This window comes from Ruegeria sp. F5, from assembly GCF_056533845.1.
Map to the genome: position 1 here is coordinate 67,067 of NZ_JBQFOU010000009.1, position 17,553 is coordinate 84,619.

General features: G+C 60.6%; 15 protein-coding genes. 8 read left to right on the forward strand and 7 right to left on the reverse strand.

Annotated elements, in window-relative coordinates; genetic code table 11:
- Window positions 1-279: 279 nt before the first annotated feature.
- Window positions 280-2,463 (reverse strand): esterase-like activity of phytase family protein, encoded by a 2,184-nt coding sequence (locus tag ACR0K1_RS14865; protein WP_480615124.1) that lies wholly within the window; start codon window positions 2,461-2,463, stop codon window positions 280-282.
- A gap of 267 nt (window positions 2,464-2,730) precedes the next feature.
- Here ACR0K1_RS14865 and ACR0K1_RS14870 point away from each other — a divergent pair, with 267 nt between their 5' ends.
- From ACR0K1_RS14870 to ACR0K1_RS14905, 8 genes are all read left to right on the forward strand, one after another.
- Entirely contained in the window at window positions 2,731-3,810 is a 1,080-nt protein-coding gene (locus ACR0K1_RS14870; protein WP_480851162.1) for a hypothetical protein, read from the forward strand.
- A complete protein-coding gene (locus ACR0K1_RS14875; RefSeq protein ID WP_480615120.1) occupies window positions 3,810-4,151 on the forward strand; it encodes a hypothetical protein in 342 nt (113 codons plus the stop codon). Before ACR0K1_RS14870 ends, ACR0K1_RS14875 begins: the two co-directional genes overlap by 1 nt.
- Entirely contained in the window at window positions 4,148-5,266 is a 1,119-nt protein-coding gene (locus ACR0K1_RS14880; RefSeq protein ID WP_480851163.1) for a hypothetical protein, read from the forward strand. The genes ACR0K1_RS14875 and ACR0K1_RS14880 overlap by 4 nt, the downstream gene beginning before the upstream one ends.
- A 56-nt stretch (window positions 5,267-5,322) precedes the next feature.
- Window positions 5,323-7,257, forward strand: coding sequence for an AAA family ATPase (locus ACR0K1_RS14885; protein WP_480615116.1), 1,935 nt, complete (start codon window positions 5,323-5,325; stop codon window positions 7,255-7,257).
- Between the two features lie 417 nt (window positions 7,258-7,674).
- Window positions 7,675-8,043 (forward strand): hypothetical protein, encoded by a 369-nt coding sequence (locus ACR0K1_RS14890; RefSeq protein WP_480615114.1) that lies wholly within the window; start codon window positions 7,675-7,677, stop codon window positions 8,041-8,043.
- Window positions 8,040-9,377, forward strand: coding sequence for a DUF6638 family protein (locus ACR0K1_RS14895; RefSeq protein WP_480851164.1), 1,338 nt, complete (start codon window positions 8,040-8,042; stop codon window positions 9,375-9,377). Before ACR0K1_RS14890 ends, ACR0K1_RS14895 begins: the two co-directional genes overlap by 4 nt.
- A 1-nt stretch (window position 9,378) precedes the next feature.
- Complete coding sequence (locus tag ACR0K1_RS14900; protein ID WP_480851165.1) at window positions 9,379-9,645, forward strand: hypothetical protein; 267 nt, start codon at window positions 9,379-9,381, stop codon at window positions 9,643-9,645.
- Between the two features lie 10 nt (window positions 9,646-9,655).
- Window positions 9,656-10,300, forward strand: a complete 645-nt coding sequence (locus tag ACR0K1_RS14905) for a DUF1523 family protein (RefSeq protein ID WP_480615108.1) — start codon at window positions 9,656-9,658, stop codon at window positions 10,298-10,300.
- 33 nt (window positions 10,301-10,333) lie between these two features.
- On the opposite strand, the gene ACR0K1_RS14910 is transcribed toward ACR0K1_RS14905, so the two are convergent.
- From ACR0K1_RS14910 to ACR0K1_RS14935, 6 genes are all read right to left on the reverse strand, one after another.
- The gene (locus tag ACR0K1_RS14910) at window positions 10,334-11,428 is read right to left on the reverse strand and encodes a flagellar basal body P-ring protein FlgI (protein WP_480851166.1); all 1,095 of its coding nucleotides are present in this window, start codon (window positions 11,426-11,428) and stop codon (window positions 10,334-10,336) included.
- Window positions 11,425-12,432, reverse strand: coding sequence for a flagellin (locus ACR0K1_RS14915; protein WP_480851167.1), 1,008 nt, complete (start codon window positions 12,430-12,432; stop codon window positions 11,425-11,427). Before ACR0K1_RS14915 ends, ACR0K1_RS14910 begins: the two co-directional genes overlap by 4 nt.
- 2 nt (window positions 12,433-12,434) lie before the next feature.
- Window positions 12,435-13,886 carry a flagellar hook-associated protein FlgK gene (gene flgK, locus ACR0K1_RS14920; RefSeq protein WP_480851168.1) on the reverse strand — a complete coding sequence of 484 codons (1,452 nt, stop codon included), beginning with the start codon at window positions 13,884-13,886 and terminating at the stop codon, window positions 12,435-12,437.
- 33 nt (window positions 13,887-13,919) lie between these two features.
- The gene (locus ACR0K1_RS14925) at window positions 13,920-15,215 is read right to left on the reverse strand and encodes a flagellar hook protein FlgE (RefSeq protein WP_480615100.1); all 1,296 of its coding nucleotides are present in this window, start codon (window positions 15,213-15,215) and stop codon (window positions 13,920-13,922) included.
- A gap of 91 nt (window positions 15,216-15,306) precedes the next feature.
- Window positions 15,307-16,146, reverse strand: a complete 840-nt coding sequence (locus ACR0K1_RS14930) for a flagellar motor protein MotB (RefSeq protein ID WP_480615098.1) — start codon at window positions 16,144-16,146, stop codon at window positions 15,307-15,309.
- 87 nt (window positions 16,147-16,233) lie between these two features.
- On the reverse strand, window positions 16,234-17,553 hold the full coding sequence (locus ACR0K1_RS14935; protein ID WP_480615242.1) for a FliI/YscN family ATPase: 1,320 nt from the start codon (window positions 17,551-17,553) through the stop codon (window positions 16,234-16,236).

The window sequence follows — 17,553 nt, forward strand, 5'->3', positions numbered from 1 at the left end:
CATTTCACTGGGTAGAGAACAACAAACGTAACGAGCCCAGTTTAATGAAAAAACCCTGTTGCGGCAAACGGATGTACTTCCAATGCAAGCGCAGCAAGCCGGGTAATTTGGTTTTGACAGCGTGCAGCCCGCTCCAATTCGTTGACGCACATTCACGTCAACGTGCTTGCGATACGACCTTAAAATGAAAAAATGTGGTTGGCCCGCTATACATTTAAGGCTCAAATGTCTGGCTCCGCGCGTGTCCGCACGGAGCCATTTTTTGAGGTTTGGTTTTGATCAATTCCCAGCCGAAACCGACCCGATCGACCAGAACATCGTCTCTCCTGACGCGTCATCGACGCCGTCATTATCGGTCATCACAAACGCCTCGCCCGAGGGCAGGATCGCCAGACCTTCGATCTTGTCCAGAACGTAGCCGCCGGTCGCGGTCAGGTCGGGCAGCAGGTCGCGAACCTCTTGCTTGCTGACCACGGGCAGATCGCCACCCAGCGGGGCCGGGGTCATGTCTGACAGCGGAATGCGGTAGATCTTTTTGGTCACGGCACGGTGGTCATGCTGGTTGTCGCGTTCGATGACATAGACATGGTCGCCGAAAGCCACGATTTCCGACAGGCCAACCCAGCCTGTGTCCGGGTCTGCCTTGGGATAGAGTACGGCGCCCCATTCCTTGGTCTCCAGATTGTAGGCAACCAGTTTCACGTGGTTTTCCGGGTCGTCCTTCCATTCGCGCTGAACCGCTATCCACAGGGTGTCGCCGACCTTGGTGATGCCTTCGAAACCAAAGCGCTTTTCGACCGCCATCAGTTCCGGCGGCAGGCCGATCTCGCCCTTGCGGTCCTTGATCAGACCATCCGCCGAGACGTGGTAGATCGCATGCGGGATGACGCGGTCAGTGCGACCTTCCGAGGCGACGTAGAAGCCGCCCTTGCCGTCCAGCGTGATGCCCTCAAGGTCCAGTTTCTGGGCCGGGTTGCCATCCTGACGGTGGATGCGGATCACGTCGACGATGCGGGCGGGCTGCTGGCTGGGGTCGATCTTGAAGATCGAGGGCTGGAAACCGTAGAAGCTGTCATTGACCGCATAGATCATGCCATCTTCATCCGCGACCAGACCGGAGAGGGCACCCCATCCGATCAACTCATCCGCGCCTGCGGAGGTCAGATGCGGGTAAGCGGCGGGGGCGTTCTGATATTCAAAGATCGAGACATGCGCCCGCGGGCCGCCATCTTCGATCAGGTCTTTTTCGTTGGCCGAGATCAGCAGATTGCGCTCGGGGATGGCAACATAACCTTCGGGGCCAACACCCGAGGGCAGCAGTTGCTTCAGCACCGGGTTCGCCGGGTCGGTGGCGTCATAGACCCCGACGACCGAGGCGCGCTCGGCCCCGACAAAGATCATCGGCGTGCCGCCAAAACTGGCTGCGGTCACGCTTTCCGGTTCAACCCCTTTGGCATCCGAGCGTTTGTCGGGATAATGCCCGATCTGGATGATGGCTTTCTCGAAATCGGTGCCGTTTTCGTAAACAACGGTGCCGTCCTTATGGAAGATGGTCCAGCCACGCGACCCGCCCTGATAGTCGCCTTCATTGGCGGTGGCGAAGTGGGTGTCGTCGATCCATTTCACCGCGTCCGGCTCGCGCAGGCGGCCCGGCTGGCTTTCGGTGAAGATCAGCGCGCCGCGCTCGTCGGTGCCATCAATGCCTTCCAGGTCCACGCTGCCTGCCGAGAAATGGCTGATCACATTGCCGTCCTTGTCCACAACCGCGATGTGGTTGTTTTCCTGCAGGGTGATGACGGTTTCGCCAAGCGCGTTGATGTCCACGAATTCAGGCTCGGGGTCGGTCGGTGCAACCTCGGCCAGACCGGTCAGCGACGCCATTGTCATGCCCGCGCAATCCAGCGCGCCACCTTTCAGCGGCACCAGCGCCAGCGACCCGGCAGGCAGTTGCGGGATGATGCCGTCATTCAGGTCTTCGTCGCGTTCATTTTCGATGGCCACGGCGACAAAGCTGCCATCGGGGGCGATGGCGACGCTGTCGGGCTGACCGCCCAGATCACAGGCACCGGTTTCCGCCTTGCCCGCGATATCGACCGAGATCAGCTTGCCCGAAGGCGCGGTGTAGCTTTCCGAGGTGTTCACACCCACAAAAGCCGTCGCGCCGACGATTCCAACCGAGGTCGGCTCACCGCCCACCTCCATCGCACCCAAGGGCGCGGGTTTCGCGGGGTCGGTGATGTCGACCATGCCGATCACGCCCAGCGGGCTGTCGGTATAGACCAGCGTCATGCCATCCGCGGTCGCCGCAATGATCTCGGGCGAGGTTTCGCGGCTGGTATCCGCCCCCTCGGCCATGTTTTTCACGACGGGGAAAGACGCAATTCGGTTGAAATTCATCTCTGCCACGGCCTGACCGGCGGTCAGGGCAACGGCAGATGTCAGGCAGACACAGCGCAATGACATCGGGATTATCCTCTCCTGTTTGGACGCAAGTGGGATGGACCGGCTTTGTTGCGGGACTGTGACGGTTTTGATTCAGTTTGGTGACAAACATCGCCGGGCGTTGCCGCGAAACCGCGCCCGTCCGAAACCACTCGCCACGTGGTTGTTGCCGCTATCTTTTACCGGGTGAATTTGCCAGTCTTTGCGGGAATTTAGCCCCCGAGGGGATGTAAATAGGCGTAACATTACCTATCTTATTGGGTAGATAAAACAAAAAAGGGATAGCAGATGTCGAACCAGCAATTTGAGGCTTTGATTCAGGAAACGCAGACCAAGGTGCGTGAAAGCCAGTCGCAAATCGAAGGGCTGACCTCGCGGATCGAAGCGGCGCGGGCCAAGATCGGCACGGCTGAGGCCGATATCGACATCGAAAACGCCACGCTCGAGGACGTGCACGCCCATACCGAGGTGATGAATGCCAATATCGCCGAGCTGATCATGGGGCTGGACGACGTGACCAACGCGTTTTCCAAGGATTTCGACGAGATGCGCTCGAAAACCGGGTGGGAGAGCTTTGTGGGCGTCTTCTCGAAAGGCAAATCCGAGTCGATGCGGCAGGAACGCATGCGCACCGCCAATATCGACGACAAGCTGCAGGATCTGATCGCCAAATCCGACGTGATCGTGAAGCTGCTGCAAGGGCAGTTGTCGGTGCTGGAAGAACAGCGCGTCAAAGTCGAGGACAACCTGACCGTCACGCTGGACGACCGCGAGGCGACTGTGGCCGAACTGGAGGCTTTGCGGTCCGAGATTCAGGGCATCGATCCGGCGATCATCACGCTGGAAAACAAGATCAGCGTCGAACAGGATGCCGCCGCGCGGACGCAGTTGGAAACCGAACTGGCCGAGCTGAACAAGCAATACAACGCCAAGGTTCAGGAAGAACAGGTCAAGCTGGCCAAGTCTCAGACGCTGGAGCGCTACATCGAAAAGGGCAAAACCTGGGTCGATTCACTGCAAAACCAGGCGGCGACGCAGATGGTGCTGATCAACAAGCTGCAGACAGACACCCAGCAGCGCGTGGTGCTGTATGACGCCCTGACCAAATCGCTGAAAACCGCGCAGCAGCAGGACGTTGCCCACCGCATCAACGAGATCGGCGTGCAGACGGATCAAGAGGCGCAAACCGCCATGGCCGCCATCGGCACCGCGACCAACCAGAAAATGGCCGACATGCTTGAGGCGCATGAGGACCACATGGTCTTCGCCCGCGACGTGCTGGAGAAAAAGGCCAAGGCGGATGAACGCTTTGCGCGCCGGTTTGCCTCGATTGTCGAGAAGCATGATAAGAATTTGTATGGTGGGTGATGCAATTCGGTATCAAGAACTTCTATCGGCCTACAAAAATCAAAAGCCTGAAAGAGCTTGAGCCTGAATTTGTGCCAAAATGGTTCAAGTATTGCCTACGCGCCGTCTTGGTGTGTTTCGCTTCCTTGGTGTTGATCGCAGTAGCGCAGCTTTTAGAAGTAGAAGTTTTGTTCGTTATTGGTGCGCTAGGTGTTCTGCTGGGCATGATTTCATTCTTCTTGATCTTTCTGATCCCCGCTTTGCTTTCATTTGGTGGGTTCTTTTGGCCTTGGTTGGGTAAAAAATCGGCACTTCTAGATAAGTGGTTGGAGCGCGATCTAGACTGGGGGTTCCGTAAGTGACTAGCCCAACCCAAGACCATGTCGGCCTGACCGACACTTTCGCCTCGCGCCGCTATTTCCGCAAATTCGAGGTGATCACCGTCCACCTACTGCGCGTGGCTGCGACGATGGAGGCCGAGGGCGCGATCAGCAAGCAAGAGGTGCGGATCGTGTCGCGCTACCTCTCGGGGCTGCTCTACACCTTCCGCGCGCTTTCAATGAAGTACCTGCTGGTCGGGCGCGATACGGGGCGGTTCTTTGGCAGCCTCGCCATGGACAAGCGCGACAGTGGGTTTCCTGTAGCGGCCGAGCTGCTGACCATGGCCAATGACGCGCAGCAGGCGCAGGTGCATCTGGCCAATATGCCGTCAGAGGATGATCTGAAAACCGACATGGTCCGCACCATCATTGGCGATCAGGAAATTCCCACCAAACTGCAGTTCGCGCTGTCACAAAGGCTCTATTACGAGGAATTGCTGAAGGGTCAGCTGTTTTGGGCCCGCAATGATCCCGAATGCCACTGGATCGGGAATGAGGGCGAACGGCGCAAGTTCCTGATCCACTGGGCGGTCTATGACAGCCAGATCAACCTGCCGGTCATCTATCTGATGCAGTTGGAGGACAGCGGCAAAACGGCCTTGCCCAAGGATCAACGCCGCTGGCCCGAAGTGCAGGCGCATCTGATGGCGCAGTCTTTGGGCGGGCTGAAACTGGTGACCATTGCCAAAGGCTTCGATCAGGATTTCGACGACCTGCATCCCAAGCACCTTCGCCGCATTCATGTGGGGCCGATGTATTCCTCGGCCTATACCGAGCAATCCGGCCCTTTGCGGCAGGTATTGGAGGACGCACAAGCGCCCGAGGGGCAGGACTGGGCGCTGGCCTGGACCACGGAAGAGCTGGAAAGCGAAGAGGTGATCGAAGAGCGTGCCGGGTGGTTTTCCACCGTCGAGCGCGAGGTCTTTGCGCTGGACCCGTTCGGCGGGCAGGGGGCCGAGACCGGGGCCACGCGCACCCAGCGGTCGATCATCCTGCCGCAGCGTCCGTTTCAGGTATTGGCCGAGCGCAATCCGCCGGGTTTTGGGGATGTGCGCAAGTTTGTGGTCAGCAAGGCGGGGCAGGTGTTGCGCTATTAGTATTTTCGCCTCCGGCGGAAGTATTTTTGAACAGAAGAAGCAAGGGCGATTGTGATATGAGTTTGACGTCAGATCAGATGGAATTGCGCGAAGACGACATTCGCAAGCATTATCCGGCGGCAACCGCTTTGCTGAACGGGTTCGAGCACGCGCCGCGGGTTGCGAAACCGGCTGATGCGGTGGTTGAGCGGTCACCCGGTGTATCGACGGGACGGCGGTTCCGGTCGACGACGCCGGGTTTGGTAACGCGCCGAACTGCGCGGGCAGATGGCGTGCATCTGGTTGAACGGATTGAGGCGTCGGATGATGGGGATACGCTGGTTTCGCCACCGCAGGCCACTACACAGCAGGCCATTCGCCGCGCCATCGCCATCGCTCTGGCCGTGGCTGAGGCATATGCGGAACAGACCCCGCTGGCCGATCTGAAACGCGCCAATCTGGCGGGGGATTTGCCTGCCGCGCGCAAGACCGAGTTTTCCGGGTTGCTGACGGCGGAGGCGCTGATTTCCCTGCATGTCTTTGGCAATGCACTGGCCTATCTGATGTCCTCGCATCTGAGCGAAACGACGGTTGATCTTGGCGAGATCGAGGAGGTTCTGACCGACAATGGCCAGCTTGCCCTGCACGGCGCGCTGTGGGAGCTGGATCAGGTGCTGGCCAAACATGCCCCGGACGATGCCAACCTGATCGCGGCCACCAGCGCCTATGCTGAACAACTGATGGACAAGGCCGCCCTGCGCGCAGGGTCCGCAGGCCATCTCGCCCCGTTCCAGACCGCCGCCTGGCATATCGAGGCTGACGATCTGACGATCCGGGGGTTCGAACCGGCGTCCAAGGCGAAATCCACCACCCTGACCATGACGTTCAAGAAACCGAACGAGGTGGTCGGCAACCATATCGCCAAGTATCAGGCGATGAAGCTGGCCAAGATGGTCATGGCCTACGACTTCGACCGCCGCCTGAACCCGTTTGCGGAACTCGGCGGGTTCATCTTTACCTTCATGGGCGACGGCAAACCGGGCACCGGCAAGACCACCCTGATCCAGATGATGGCCGGGCTGATCAACGACTATTGCCAGAACGCGGGCTATCCGTTTCGCTATCAGAACCTGAGCACCGACAATATCGACAGCTATCAGGGCAAATCCGGCCAGAACGCCAAGGCCTTTATCAACACGATCATCGACCCCTCAGTCATCGGTTTCGGCACCATCGACGATATCGACCAACTGGCGGGCAAACGAGGCGACCGGCAGTCCAGCGCCGGGCAGCTAGAAATCACCGCGGTGCTGATGGAGAGCTTTGCGGGCGCCAACACTGTCGTGCGCGGCAATTGCACCTTTGGCATGTTCTCGAACTACCCCGAGAATGTGGACGACGCCCTGCGCCAACGCGCGGGTGCACGGTTTCTGGTGGACGGGCCGCAAACGCGCGAGGATTACATCGACATCCTGCACCTGCTGATGGGCCGCAACCACGACATACCCTTGGGCGAACACGACGCCTATGCCGCGCAGGAGATCAAAAAGGCCGTCGCCGCCAGTTTCGAAAGCCACTCCCGCCCGCATGAGGACGCGCTGCTGCAGGTCTATGACCGGGTGTCCGGCGAGATCGGCCAGATGGACACGATCGCCAAGCTGGGCACCTACCTCAAGGCGATCCAACAGGCCGATGAGCGCTTCACGGGCCGCGCCATCAAGAACATCACCGACGCGGTCAAGGTCCGCGCGATGGATTTCGAACTGCCGGATGAGTGGATGGAAAACCCCGACCTGTTCCTGTTCCGCGACTACGACACCAAGAAGGCGATGATCGAGGACCTGCGCCAGCCGATCACGGTGGAGATGGTGATGCAAGAGATCAACCGCTACGCCGACAGCGAGTTCCGCTATGCCGACAAGAGCGACGAGGTCGCCATCGAAAACGCGGTGCGAGAGATGGGTCGGATGGAAGAGGCCAAGCGGCGGTATCTGGAGGGGAAGGGGTCGTGATTGCTAACTTTGTAATCTTTGCGCTTCCCGCCAGTTTGAGTTTGTCTGCATGTTACGTGGTCATTCTAAAGGCACCGCGTTCATCTCTTTGTCTTCGTTTTCTGGCGGCGTGGGTAGTGGCGTTGTTGGTATCAGCGCTCTGCCTTTCTCTGATCGGGATATTGTTCGATATGGGTCTTGGGCATCTGTTGCGTGTCCATGATCGAACGAGCTACGCAGCAGCAGGCTGGGCGTCGATTGCGCTGAGCATTTGCTTTTCAACGATTGTCATAGCCTTGTTCGCGGGTCTCTTGGCCAAACGGCGGTATCCGGAGGGGAATGGGTGACGAACAGCGGAGGAATACACCACAAGATAATTGGCGACCTTAGAACACGAGGTTTGGCCAATTGATTTCAGGTTTGTTGATTGCTGGATTCATGGCGGACTATTCCTGCGGGGTAGGTGTTGAAGTGCATGTCGCTTTGGCAATCACTTTGATTGCTATTGGCGCATTTGCAGCCGTCTTTCTCCGAAACGCAACAACACGAACTTTCTGGTCAGTCGTTTTACTATCTTCCATCGGTTTGTTCGTTGCCAGTGCGGTTTCCTACTGGGCAATATACACTTGCGCAGATTTGCATGACGCCGCTCCTTGGACCAGTGGACTTGGCGACAATAAACTTGACTACGTGGTCTTCAGGAGTGCCTTGTTACTTCCCTGCTGGGCTATACCGCTGGTACTTATCTGTGGATATCTGAGAGCAAATGGCGGGGGACTAGAAATTCCGAAAGACCCAAGAATATGATCCGCCTCATCGAAAAAGGCCTGATGTTTGGCAACCTCGTCCACATCTCCAGCCCGGCTCTGGTCGAGCGGTATAACCGTGCGCTGCTGCATCTGGCGGGCAAGACCACTCAGCTTTCGGATTTCCATGTCGATATCTCGGGCTATTCGCCGGAGGTGGGGATTGAGCTGGACGATCCGCTCTACCTCAACCCCAACGGGGTCAACCGGCAGTTCATCCTGCTGACGACCGAACAGAAACGCGCGCCTTTGCTGAACGTCAAATTCTCGACCTCGCGCGATATCCTGCGCGAGTTCATCGAGATGAACGAGGCGCAGCTGTTCGCCCTGACCGCCACCGATGCGGTGGCCGGAGAGCTGGTGAACTCGGTCTTCAAACTCACTACGCCCGCCGACCTGCTGAACCTGCGCAAGATCGAGATTGAGGCCGATACCGTCGGCGGCACCCTGCGCAAGGCCAACCAACTGGCGGGCATGGTCGAGCGGTTCAAAACCGAAGAGGACGCCTGGTTCGACGACGTGCTGATCGCGAAGATGATCGAAACCGCCAAAGACACCGGTGACGTGACGCGCAATCCGGTCCACCTGCGCCACACCGCGTTCGAACAGCCGAATTTCTGGACGGCGCATTTCGGCGGGCTGTATCTGTTTCCCGACCTCGATCACCCGGCGGCGATTTGCATGGGCGACACGCCCGACGATCTGCCGATGGAGTTCGTCTTCCACAAATCGCAGCGCAACCGGATCGCCAAGTTTCTGGACTACAATGGTCTGGTCGAAACCATCATTGAAGCGCGCGGTGTGGATTCCGCCGCGATCCTGCAGCAGAAGATGGATTTTCTGACCGTCTCTGCCGCTGCGGATGCCGATATCGACCTGACCACGCTGGATCGCAGCGACATGCGGCGTCTGGCGCGCAACCACGCGGATCGCCTGCCCGACGCCTTTCACGGGTTGGCGGACCTGTTGCGCTGGGCGCGGGATGGCGGGCCGTGGCCGCGGATCACCTCGGACCATCCGGCCTATTTCTACACTCTGCGCGCGGCGGATACGCCGCACCGGGATCTGGTGAACATGCTGCTGGCCGAGCTTGCGCCGCTGGACCCGCGCCAGATGTTCATCTGCCATAAAGAGCTGTTCTACAGCACCTACGCCACATGGCCCGAGGCCAAGAAAGCCTATGTTGCCGACTTCCTCGCGCGCGAGTATCAGGTGGACAAGGCCGGGGCCCGCGCGGCGCTGTTCGGGCACGAACCGGATATGAGCGGCGAGGATCGGGTCAGCGATGCGGTGATTGCCCGCGTCGGCCCCTGGGGCGCGGTTGGAAAGGGTTGATATGATCGGAGCACTGCGCCTTATTCTGATCCTGCTGTTTCTCCAGACCGTCGCCTATTTTGCGCTGTCGATCTATTCGCGCGGGGTGCGGCGCCGCAAGCTTGAGGACTGGTGGGACGAAAAGGGCAAACGGGGCGATAAGGACGCATTTGTCGCACGCGGATTGCATGTCTACGACAATTCGTTCCGGCGCAAACTGATCCTGGGTGTCTATATTGTACCCTGGGTGGCGATTGGCGCGCTGATCTATTTTGTGAATTATATGTGAGGACGACAGCATGGCCTATGTGAAATGGGCGTTCATTATCATCTTCTGGGGCACGATTGCCGTGGTGCTGCAGTATTCCCTGCCGCAGCGCGACATCGTGCGGATCGTCAACACCTATGAAGAACGTCAGGACCTGAACGACTGGACCCGTATCTTCTGGTCCGAGCCCGAGGATCAGTCGGCCAGCCTGTCGAACCGCGATGTGCAGTTCATTCAGGCGGTCCGCGCCAATGGCAAACCGATTGTCTATCGCAACGAGGATACCGGCTGGGGCTGGCCCCCCTATTTCAAGTTCGACACCGCCAACCTTTATACCGAGGCGAACGACGCCAAATCGACCAAGGATGACCCGGACTGGGTTGCTGTCACTCATTACGGGTGGCGCAATGAGTTCATGTCGATCTTTCCCAATGCGGTTCTGATCAAACATGTCGAGGGGCCCGATGTTCGGCTGATCCCGTGGTTCAACATCATCTTCCTGACGGTCTTTGCAGCCTTGATCTGGGCGCTTTGGGTGCGCTGGCGGCGATTCCGGCAGCGCCGGATCGATCCCATGCTCGAAAATGTCGAGGACGGGCTCTATGCGGCGGGTGACGCGATTGAGGAAAAGCGAAACGGGTTCCGCCGGTGGATCGATAGCTGGAAGTCGAAATAGTCCCGGCATTGCCTGAGTCCTAAAGGGCCGGGTTCATCTGACGATGAACTCGGCATGCAATGCGCCCGCCGCCTTGATCGTTTTGAGAATATCGATCATGTCACGCAGCGATACCCCCAGCGCGTTCAGCCCCGCCACCACCTCGGACAGGGTGGTTGCTTCGGGGATTTCGGCCAGACCGGTGCCTTCCTCTTCCTCGATATTCGCAAGCGTTCTTGGCACGACGACGGTTTCGCCTTGCGCGAACGGGTTGGGCTGCACGGCAATCGGGGCTTCCTCAACCGTCAGGGTCAGGTTGCCCTGTGAGACTGCGACGCGCGAGATACGCACCTCTTGCCCCATGACGATTGTACCTGACCGTTGATCGACCACGACACGGGCTTTAGTTTCCGGTTCAACAAGGATATTTTCGATCCGGCCAATGGCATGGGCGGTCGACACGGATTGCGTAGCCTCGATGTTCAACTGAACCGTGCCGGAATCGCGCATGATCGCGACGGCGCGGTTGAATTCGGTGTTGATGGCCCGCTCGATCCGGCTGGCGGTGGTGAAGTCCGGCTCGCGCAGGGCCAGCCGCATCTGGGTCAGGGTCGACAGGTCAAAGTCGATTTCCTTTTCCACCCGCGCGCCCGAGGGGATGACCCCGGACGTGGGCACCCCGCGCACGACCGAGGCGGCCTCGCCCTCGGCCACCGCGCCGCCGGCCAGAACGGTGCCCTGGGCCACCGCGTAGATCTGGCCATCGGCGGCGTTCAGCGGCGTCATGATCAGGGTGCCGCCCAGCAGGCTGCCGGAATCCCCGATGGCCGAAACCGTCACGTCGATCTGGCCGCCGACCCGCGCAAAGGGGGGCAGGCTGGCCGTGACCAGAACCGCCGCGACGTTTTTGGGCCGGAAGTCCTCACCCGTGACATTGACGCCCAGCCGTTCGAGGATGTTCGACATGATCTCTTCGGTGAATGGCGAATTCCGCAACCCGTCGCCGGTTCCGTTCAGGCCGACAACAAGGCCGTAACCGACCAGATCGTTGCCGCGAACCCCGTCGAAATTCACCAGATCCTTGAGCCGGATCGCCCCAGCCGAGGCCAGACCGGGCAGCAGCATCAGAAGAAAAACCAGAACCCTCATCTCAGGAAATTCACCAGCGACAGGCTCGCGTTCCGCACGGTGACGGAATACAGGCTTTCCAGTTGGAACTGGACGGTTTGCAAACTGGCCGCCGTTTCATAAGGGTCCGCTGCGACCAGCGTGTTGCGGCTGTGTTCAAGGCTGGTCCGCGCGGCCGCGTTGCGGATGGCCGCCTGTTCGACGCGCGCCTCAGCAGCCCCGACCTGTGCCCGCAGGTTCACCGTGTCGTTCCGCGTATTGGCCAGATCGACGCCCAGTTGCGTGAACAGGGTTGCCCTTTGGCCCGGCGGCAGGGCCAGCGCAGTGTCCGAGGCCAGCGCGGCCAGCGCCACATCCCTGAGCGCGGCTTTGAATGTCGGGTCGGTTGCGGTGATGGGCACGTCGATCCGCTCATTTTCCGAGATGTTCATCGGGGCCAGCGGCGCGTTTGACCCTTGATAAATCACCGTGTCAAACCCTGCGGGATTGTTGAACCAGGCCTCGGCGGCAGTGCGAATGTCTGTCACCGTTGTCAGGCCGGTCAGTTCCGTCTGCAACGCCGTCAGAAGCGTGTCCGCGGACGGCAGCGGAGAGACATCCGTTGCCACACCCGCAAACAGGCTGCGCCCGCCCGCCCGCGTGTTCAGGGCGGACATCATCGTATCAAGCTCATTGCGGGCCTGGACCGAGGCCTGTTCATGTGTGACCGTGTGGATCGACATTCCGAACGACAGCAAAGAGGCGGTGATTTCGCCCAGCGAGCCGTCAAAGGTCGTCAGGCTTTGCTGCATGGCGTCGGTGAACAGACCGGCCTCGGCGGTGGCGATCCGGAACGCGTCGAGTCGGGCAAGGCTGTGGTCCAGATCCAGCAGTTGCGAATAGTCGCCGCCCAGATGGCCGGATACATCCTGCACTTTGCCGGTCGACATCTCATAAGACAGGGTTTCGATCTGGGTTTTGATCTCGGTGGCGCGGGTCCGAAGGGTCATGCCCCGGGCCAGATCGCCAATGGCATTCAAGTTCATGGTCACAACCTCAGCAGGGTTTGCAGCAGTTCATCGACGACGGTGATGACCCGGGCATTCGCGGCATAGGCCTGTTCGATCTGCATCAGGCTTTGCAGTTCCTGATCGGTATCCACGCCCTGTTCAGCCTCGATCTGGGCCATGTGCACCTGCGCCGTGTTGGCGAAGGTTTTGCGCTGCGCGGCGACATGGGCGTTGGCGCCCGCTTTCGATTGCAGCGCCTCGGTCAGTTCGGCGGCGCGCAAATTGCCGGTGCCGAACAGCGCGCCCGGGACAGGGCGGGCGTCGTTCAGAATCGCACCAAAGGCCTGCAGTTGGGTTGCGTCCCCCGGGTTTCCCGGCGTTGCCGCGCCAAGGCCCGCACGCAGTTTCCAACTGTCACCCCCGGCGTCGGGGTCGACCACCGGATTGAGCGCGATGCGGGAAGCAATCCCGGTCATGGTCGCCGGATCGAACCGGTTTCCGGCATCCGTGAACAACCCCGGATCGGTTGCGCCAGCGGTTGGGTCCAGTCCGGGGGTTTCAAACCGCTCGACAAGATCGCGGGCCACGGTGTCCAGTTGGTCCTGCGCGGCAATTGCCAATTCGTCACGAATGGTGAACTGCGCGGCCAGCGCTCCGCCCCTGATCTGGGCGGTGTCGCCACTGGTGCGGACCGGCTTGCCGTTCATCTCCAGCCCCGACAGCAGCCCGTTGGCGACTGTCATGTGTGGTTTGGTCTCGCCGGTGGTCGAAAAGGTGAACTCTGCAGCCTTGCCCTCCAACAGGATCAGCCCGCCATCGGAATAGAGCGAGACCTGATCGTTGCTACGCGCCACGACATTGACCGGAATCAGCTCGTTGACCTGATCAATCAGAACCTGCCGCTGATCCAGCAAAGCGCCGGTGTCGCCGCCAGAATTGCGAATGGCGGGGATCTTGGCGTTCAACGCCTCGATATCCTGCAGCGTCTGGTTCAGGCGGTCGATCTGTGTGCCGATTGTGCGGTCGGCATCCGACCGTGCCTGCCGCAAACCCTCGGACGCGGTGTTCAGGCCGGTTGCAAGATCCGCGCCTGCGCGGGCCACCTGAGTCAGACGTTCGGCGGAATCGGGCAGGCTGGCGGCGGTGATCAGACTGCCCTCAAACGCGGACAGCCGCGCCGTCAGCGATGTGGGGTCATCGGCAGAACCGACCAGTCCTTCGAACCCTGTATGAAAGTCGGACAGCGCCGTCTGCCGCGCCAGATCGGCATCGGTCATGCGCCTGTTGGCGGTCAGGACAGGGTCCTGATGCCGGATCACGCCGACGGTGCGCACCCCGTTGCCCGAGATCGGGCTGGTGGCCAGTTCAAGAGACCGGCGTGCATAGCCCGGTGTCAGGGCGTTGGCGATATTCCCTGACACCACTGCCGCCCCGCGGCTGGCGGCGGTCAGCCCGCCCAAGGCGTTGTTCAAGGCCGTCGACATGTTCATGATACCGCTCCTTTCCCGCGTTCAAGACCCGGATTACCGTTTGATATTCGTGGTTTCCTGCAACATCTCATCCACCGTCTTGATGACCGTGGCACTGGACGAATAGGCGCGCTGCGTCTGGATCAGCGAGGTCAGCTCGGTCGCGACATCAGTGGTCGATTCCTCGCGCGCGAATGAAACGAGGTCTCCGGTCGGGCCTTCCCCTGCATTCCACAGAAAAAACGTGCCGCTTTCCCGTGAGGGCGCATAGGTCTGGCTGTCGAGCGCGGTCAGGCCGTTGGGGTTTGGCACATCCGCCAGCGGAATCTGGTACATGCGGCGGCTGATGCCGGTATCGTAGAAGGCGTAGACATATCCGTTTTCATCCACCTGCACGCTGGTCATTGTGCCCACGGCGGAACCGTCGCGAGTGATCGAGACCGGCGCGAACGTGTCGGAGAGCTGTGTGATGCCGTCCGCGTCGCCGATCAGGCCGATGTTTACCTCCATCGGGCCGCCTGCGACGTTGACCACGACGCTGCCGGTGGCCGGGTCATAGGCGCCGCCGGATACAGGCGTGACGCTGGCCAGAGTGCCCCCGGCGGTGCGGCTGTCGGTGAAAGTCAGCGTGTATTCCCCGATCGCTGCACCGCCCGATGCGGAATCGCGCAGGATCATTGTCCATTCATTGCTGGACCCGGTCGCGGGGACTGTCGGAACCAGTTCGATGTCGACACTTTCGGATTTGCCCAGATTGTCGAAATACTCGACCGAGAGCGGCTGCATGTCGCCGGGTGCACCTGCGTCGGTCGCGGTTGCGGGCAGGTTCATCCGCAGGTTCATCTGCGTGGTGGGCGCGCCGGACAGTTGATTGACACTCAGCTGAATGGGCTCCAGCGCGGCGGGGGTGTCGCGCGACACGGCAGGGATCGACCCGTCCGCCGCCGCGCGCCATCCCAGCAGGACAAGGCCGGATTCGGTGACAAGATACCCCTCATCATTGGTGCGGAACGAGCCCGTGGTGGTCAGCAGCATCTCGTTCGAGCCGCCCGCGATTTGCGAGCTTGGGCGCACCGGCAGCATCCCGCGCCCGCGCACCGCCAAATCGGTAGAATTGTTGGTGGTCACCAGCGATCCGCGCTGGTCGATCAGGCGCTGGCTGGTTGTCCGGACGCCGCCCGCCGAATAGCTGCCGCCCTGACCGGACGTGACCATGGAATGAAAATCCGTCTCGACCCGTTTGTAGCCGAAGGTGGAGGAATTCGCGATGTTGTCCGAGATCGTGGCCAGCCTGTTGGCATTGGCCTTCAACGCCGCCACACCTGCATTCAGCGAAGAGGAAATTGTCATCGGCACGCCCTTCTGTTGCGTCAATCGTTGATGCAACAGGTAACGCGCCGGGCCTTAACAGCGCGCTAACAGGTAAAATGCGTTCTACTCTTCATGGGGCGCGCAGGAAAATGACCTCGATCCTGTTGTTGCGCACATCCATCGGGTTTTGGCTGGACAGGTCGCGGTCGGCATGGCCGGTCACGCGGTCGAACCGCTTTGCTGCAACGCCCTTGTCCTGCAGCAGTCGGCGCACCACCCGCGCGCGGTCGGTGGACAAGACCCAGGCCGGGTTGCGGGCCAGCACGACCGGAGAAGCGCTGACATGCCCTTCGACCGACACCGGATTTGTCACCAGATCCGAGGCGCGGGCCACGAACAAAGCCAGCGCGCGCATCATCGGCGTGGGCTTGTCCGAACCCGATTCAAACAGCGGCTGGTCGTCGGTATCGAACAGCTCGACCACCAGCCCTTCGTCGGTGACGCGCGTGACGATATGTTTGAGGATCTTGTCAGAGACCTCGCTTTCTCCGGTGCGACCAAGCAGTTCCGCCTGAAGCGTTGCGAAATCTTCTGCCGGCCCGTCGCTGCCGTCTTTCGCGGCCACGCCGGTCGCACCGCGCGCACGCTTGGCTTCAGTCGGGTAGCGGCTGATGGCACCGGTGCCGTTTTTGACCAGCACCTCTTCCGAAAACATGCTGTCGCCGCCAAAAACGCCATCGCCGCCACCCGAATTCGGGCTGAGCGGTATTGTCGGCGAAAAGTAATCCGCCAGACCCTTGCGTTGTTTTTCCGTCGTTGCGTTCAGCAGCCACATCAACATGAAGAAGGCCATCATGGCCGTTACAAAGTCCGCATACGCGACCTTCCACGCGCCGCCATGGTGGCCATCGCCCCCTGACACACGCTTCTTCTTGATGATGATTGGCGCCGCATTGGATTGCGCACCCATCTCCACCACCTTTTTATCACCCGATTACAGGCGTAGCAGCGGAGGCGTTAAGGCAGGCTTAACACTTAAAACTGTCGCGACTTTAGCCTAGCGCGGCAAACCGGCTGAGGCGCGGCGCAGGATCAGAGACAGGCGGTTGAAACTGTTTTCGATCCCTTCAGAATCTGGTTTACCAAAGAAGGTGTCCAGTTCCTCATGCACGCGCACCGCCTGATCCAGAAGCGGGTCCGCGCCTTCGGAATAGAGCCCGGCCTTGATCATCACTTCGGATTGCTCGTAACTGCCGACCAGTTTGCGCGCCTCGGCGATCATCTGGTTCTCGGCCTCGGTCGCCGCCCCCGGCAGGCTGCGCGAAACCGACCGGCTGAGGTCGATTGCCGGGAACCGGCCCCGTTCGGCAATCTCGCGGCTGAGGACGATATGCCCGTCCAGCACCCCGCGCAGAATATCTGCGATAGGTTCATCCATGTCCGATCCTGCGACCAGCACGCTGAACACCGCGGTGATGTCGCCCTGATCCTGCGTTCCGGGCCCGGCCCGTTCGCACAGATTGGCGATTAACGGAGTGACCGAGGGCGGAAACCCCCTTAGCGACGGCGATTCGCCCATCGCCACGGCGATTTCGCGATGCGCCTCGGCAAACCGGGTGACCGAATCGGCCAGAAACAGGACGTTCAGCCCCTGATCGCGCAGATATTCGGCCACCGACATGGCCGACCAGGCGCACCGCCTGCGCGACAGAGCCGACTGATCCGACGTAGCAGCCACGACAACCGAGCGTTTCATCGCCTCGGGTCCGATGGCCTGTGCCACGAACTCATTCACCTCGCGCCCGCGTTCGCCGATCAGGGCCACCACAACAGCGTCCGCCTGCATCGACCGGGCCAGCGTGGCTAGCAGGGTGGACTTGCCGACACCCGATCCGGCAAACAGCCCCACCCGCTGCCCGCGCACAATGGGCAGCATGGTATTGAGCACGGACAGCCCGGTAGGACTGCGCTGGCCCAGAGCTTTGCGCTGAACCGCGGGCGGCGGGGGTTGCATGATATCCCGGTCCTGCACCCCGCCCAGCAGGGGCTTGCCGTCCAGGGGCTGTCCGAACGGGTCGATCACGCGGCCCAGCCAGTGCATCCCCGGCGCAAATCCGGGCGTTGGGGTCAGGGTCACACAATCGCCAAGACTGACCCCGTCCGGGGCCGCGCCGGGCAACATATGGATGTGATCAGCGCCTACATGCAGCACCTCACCCGCCAGATCGGGACCCGCGCGGCGCTGCAGCGACAGCAGATCACCGATTCGCGCCTGTCCGGTCAGGCCGCTGACCTCGATCACGCCATGGGCGACGCCGGACACAAGCCCGACATGCCGGATCGCGGACAACCGGTCGAATTCGCATTTCAGACGCAT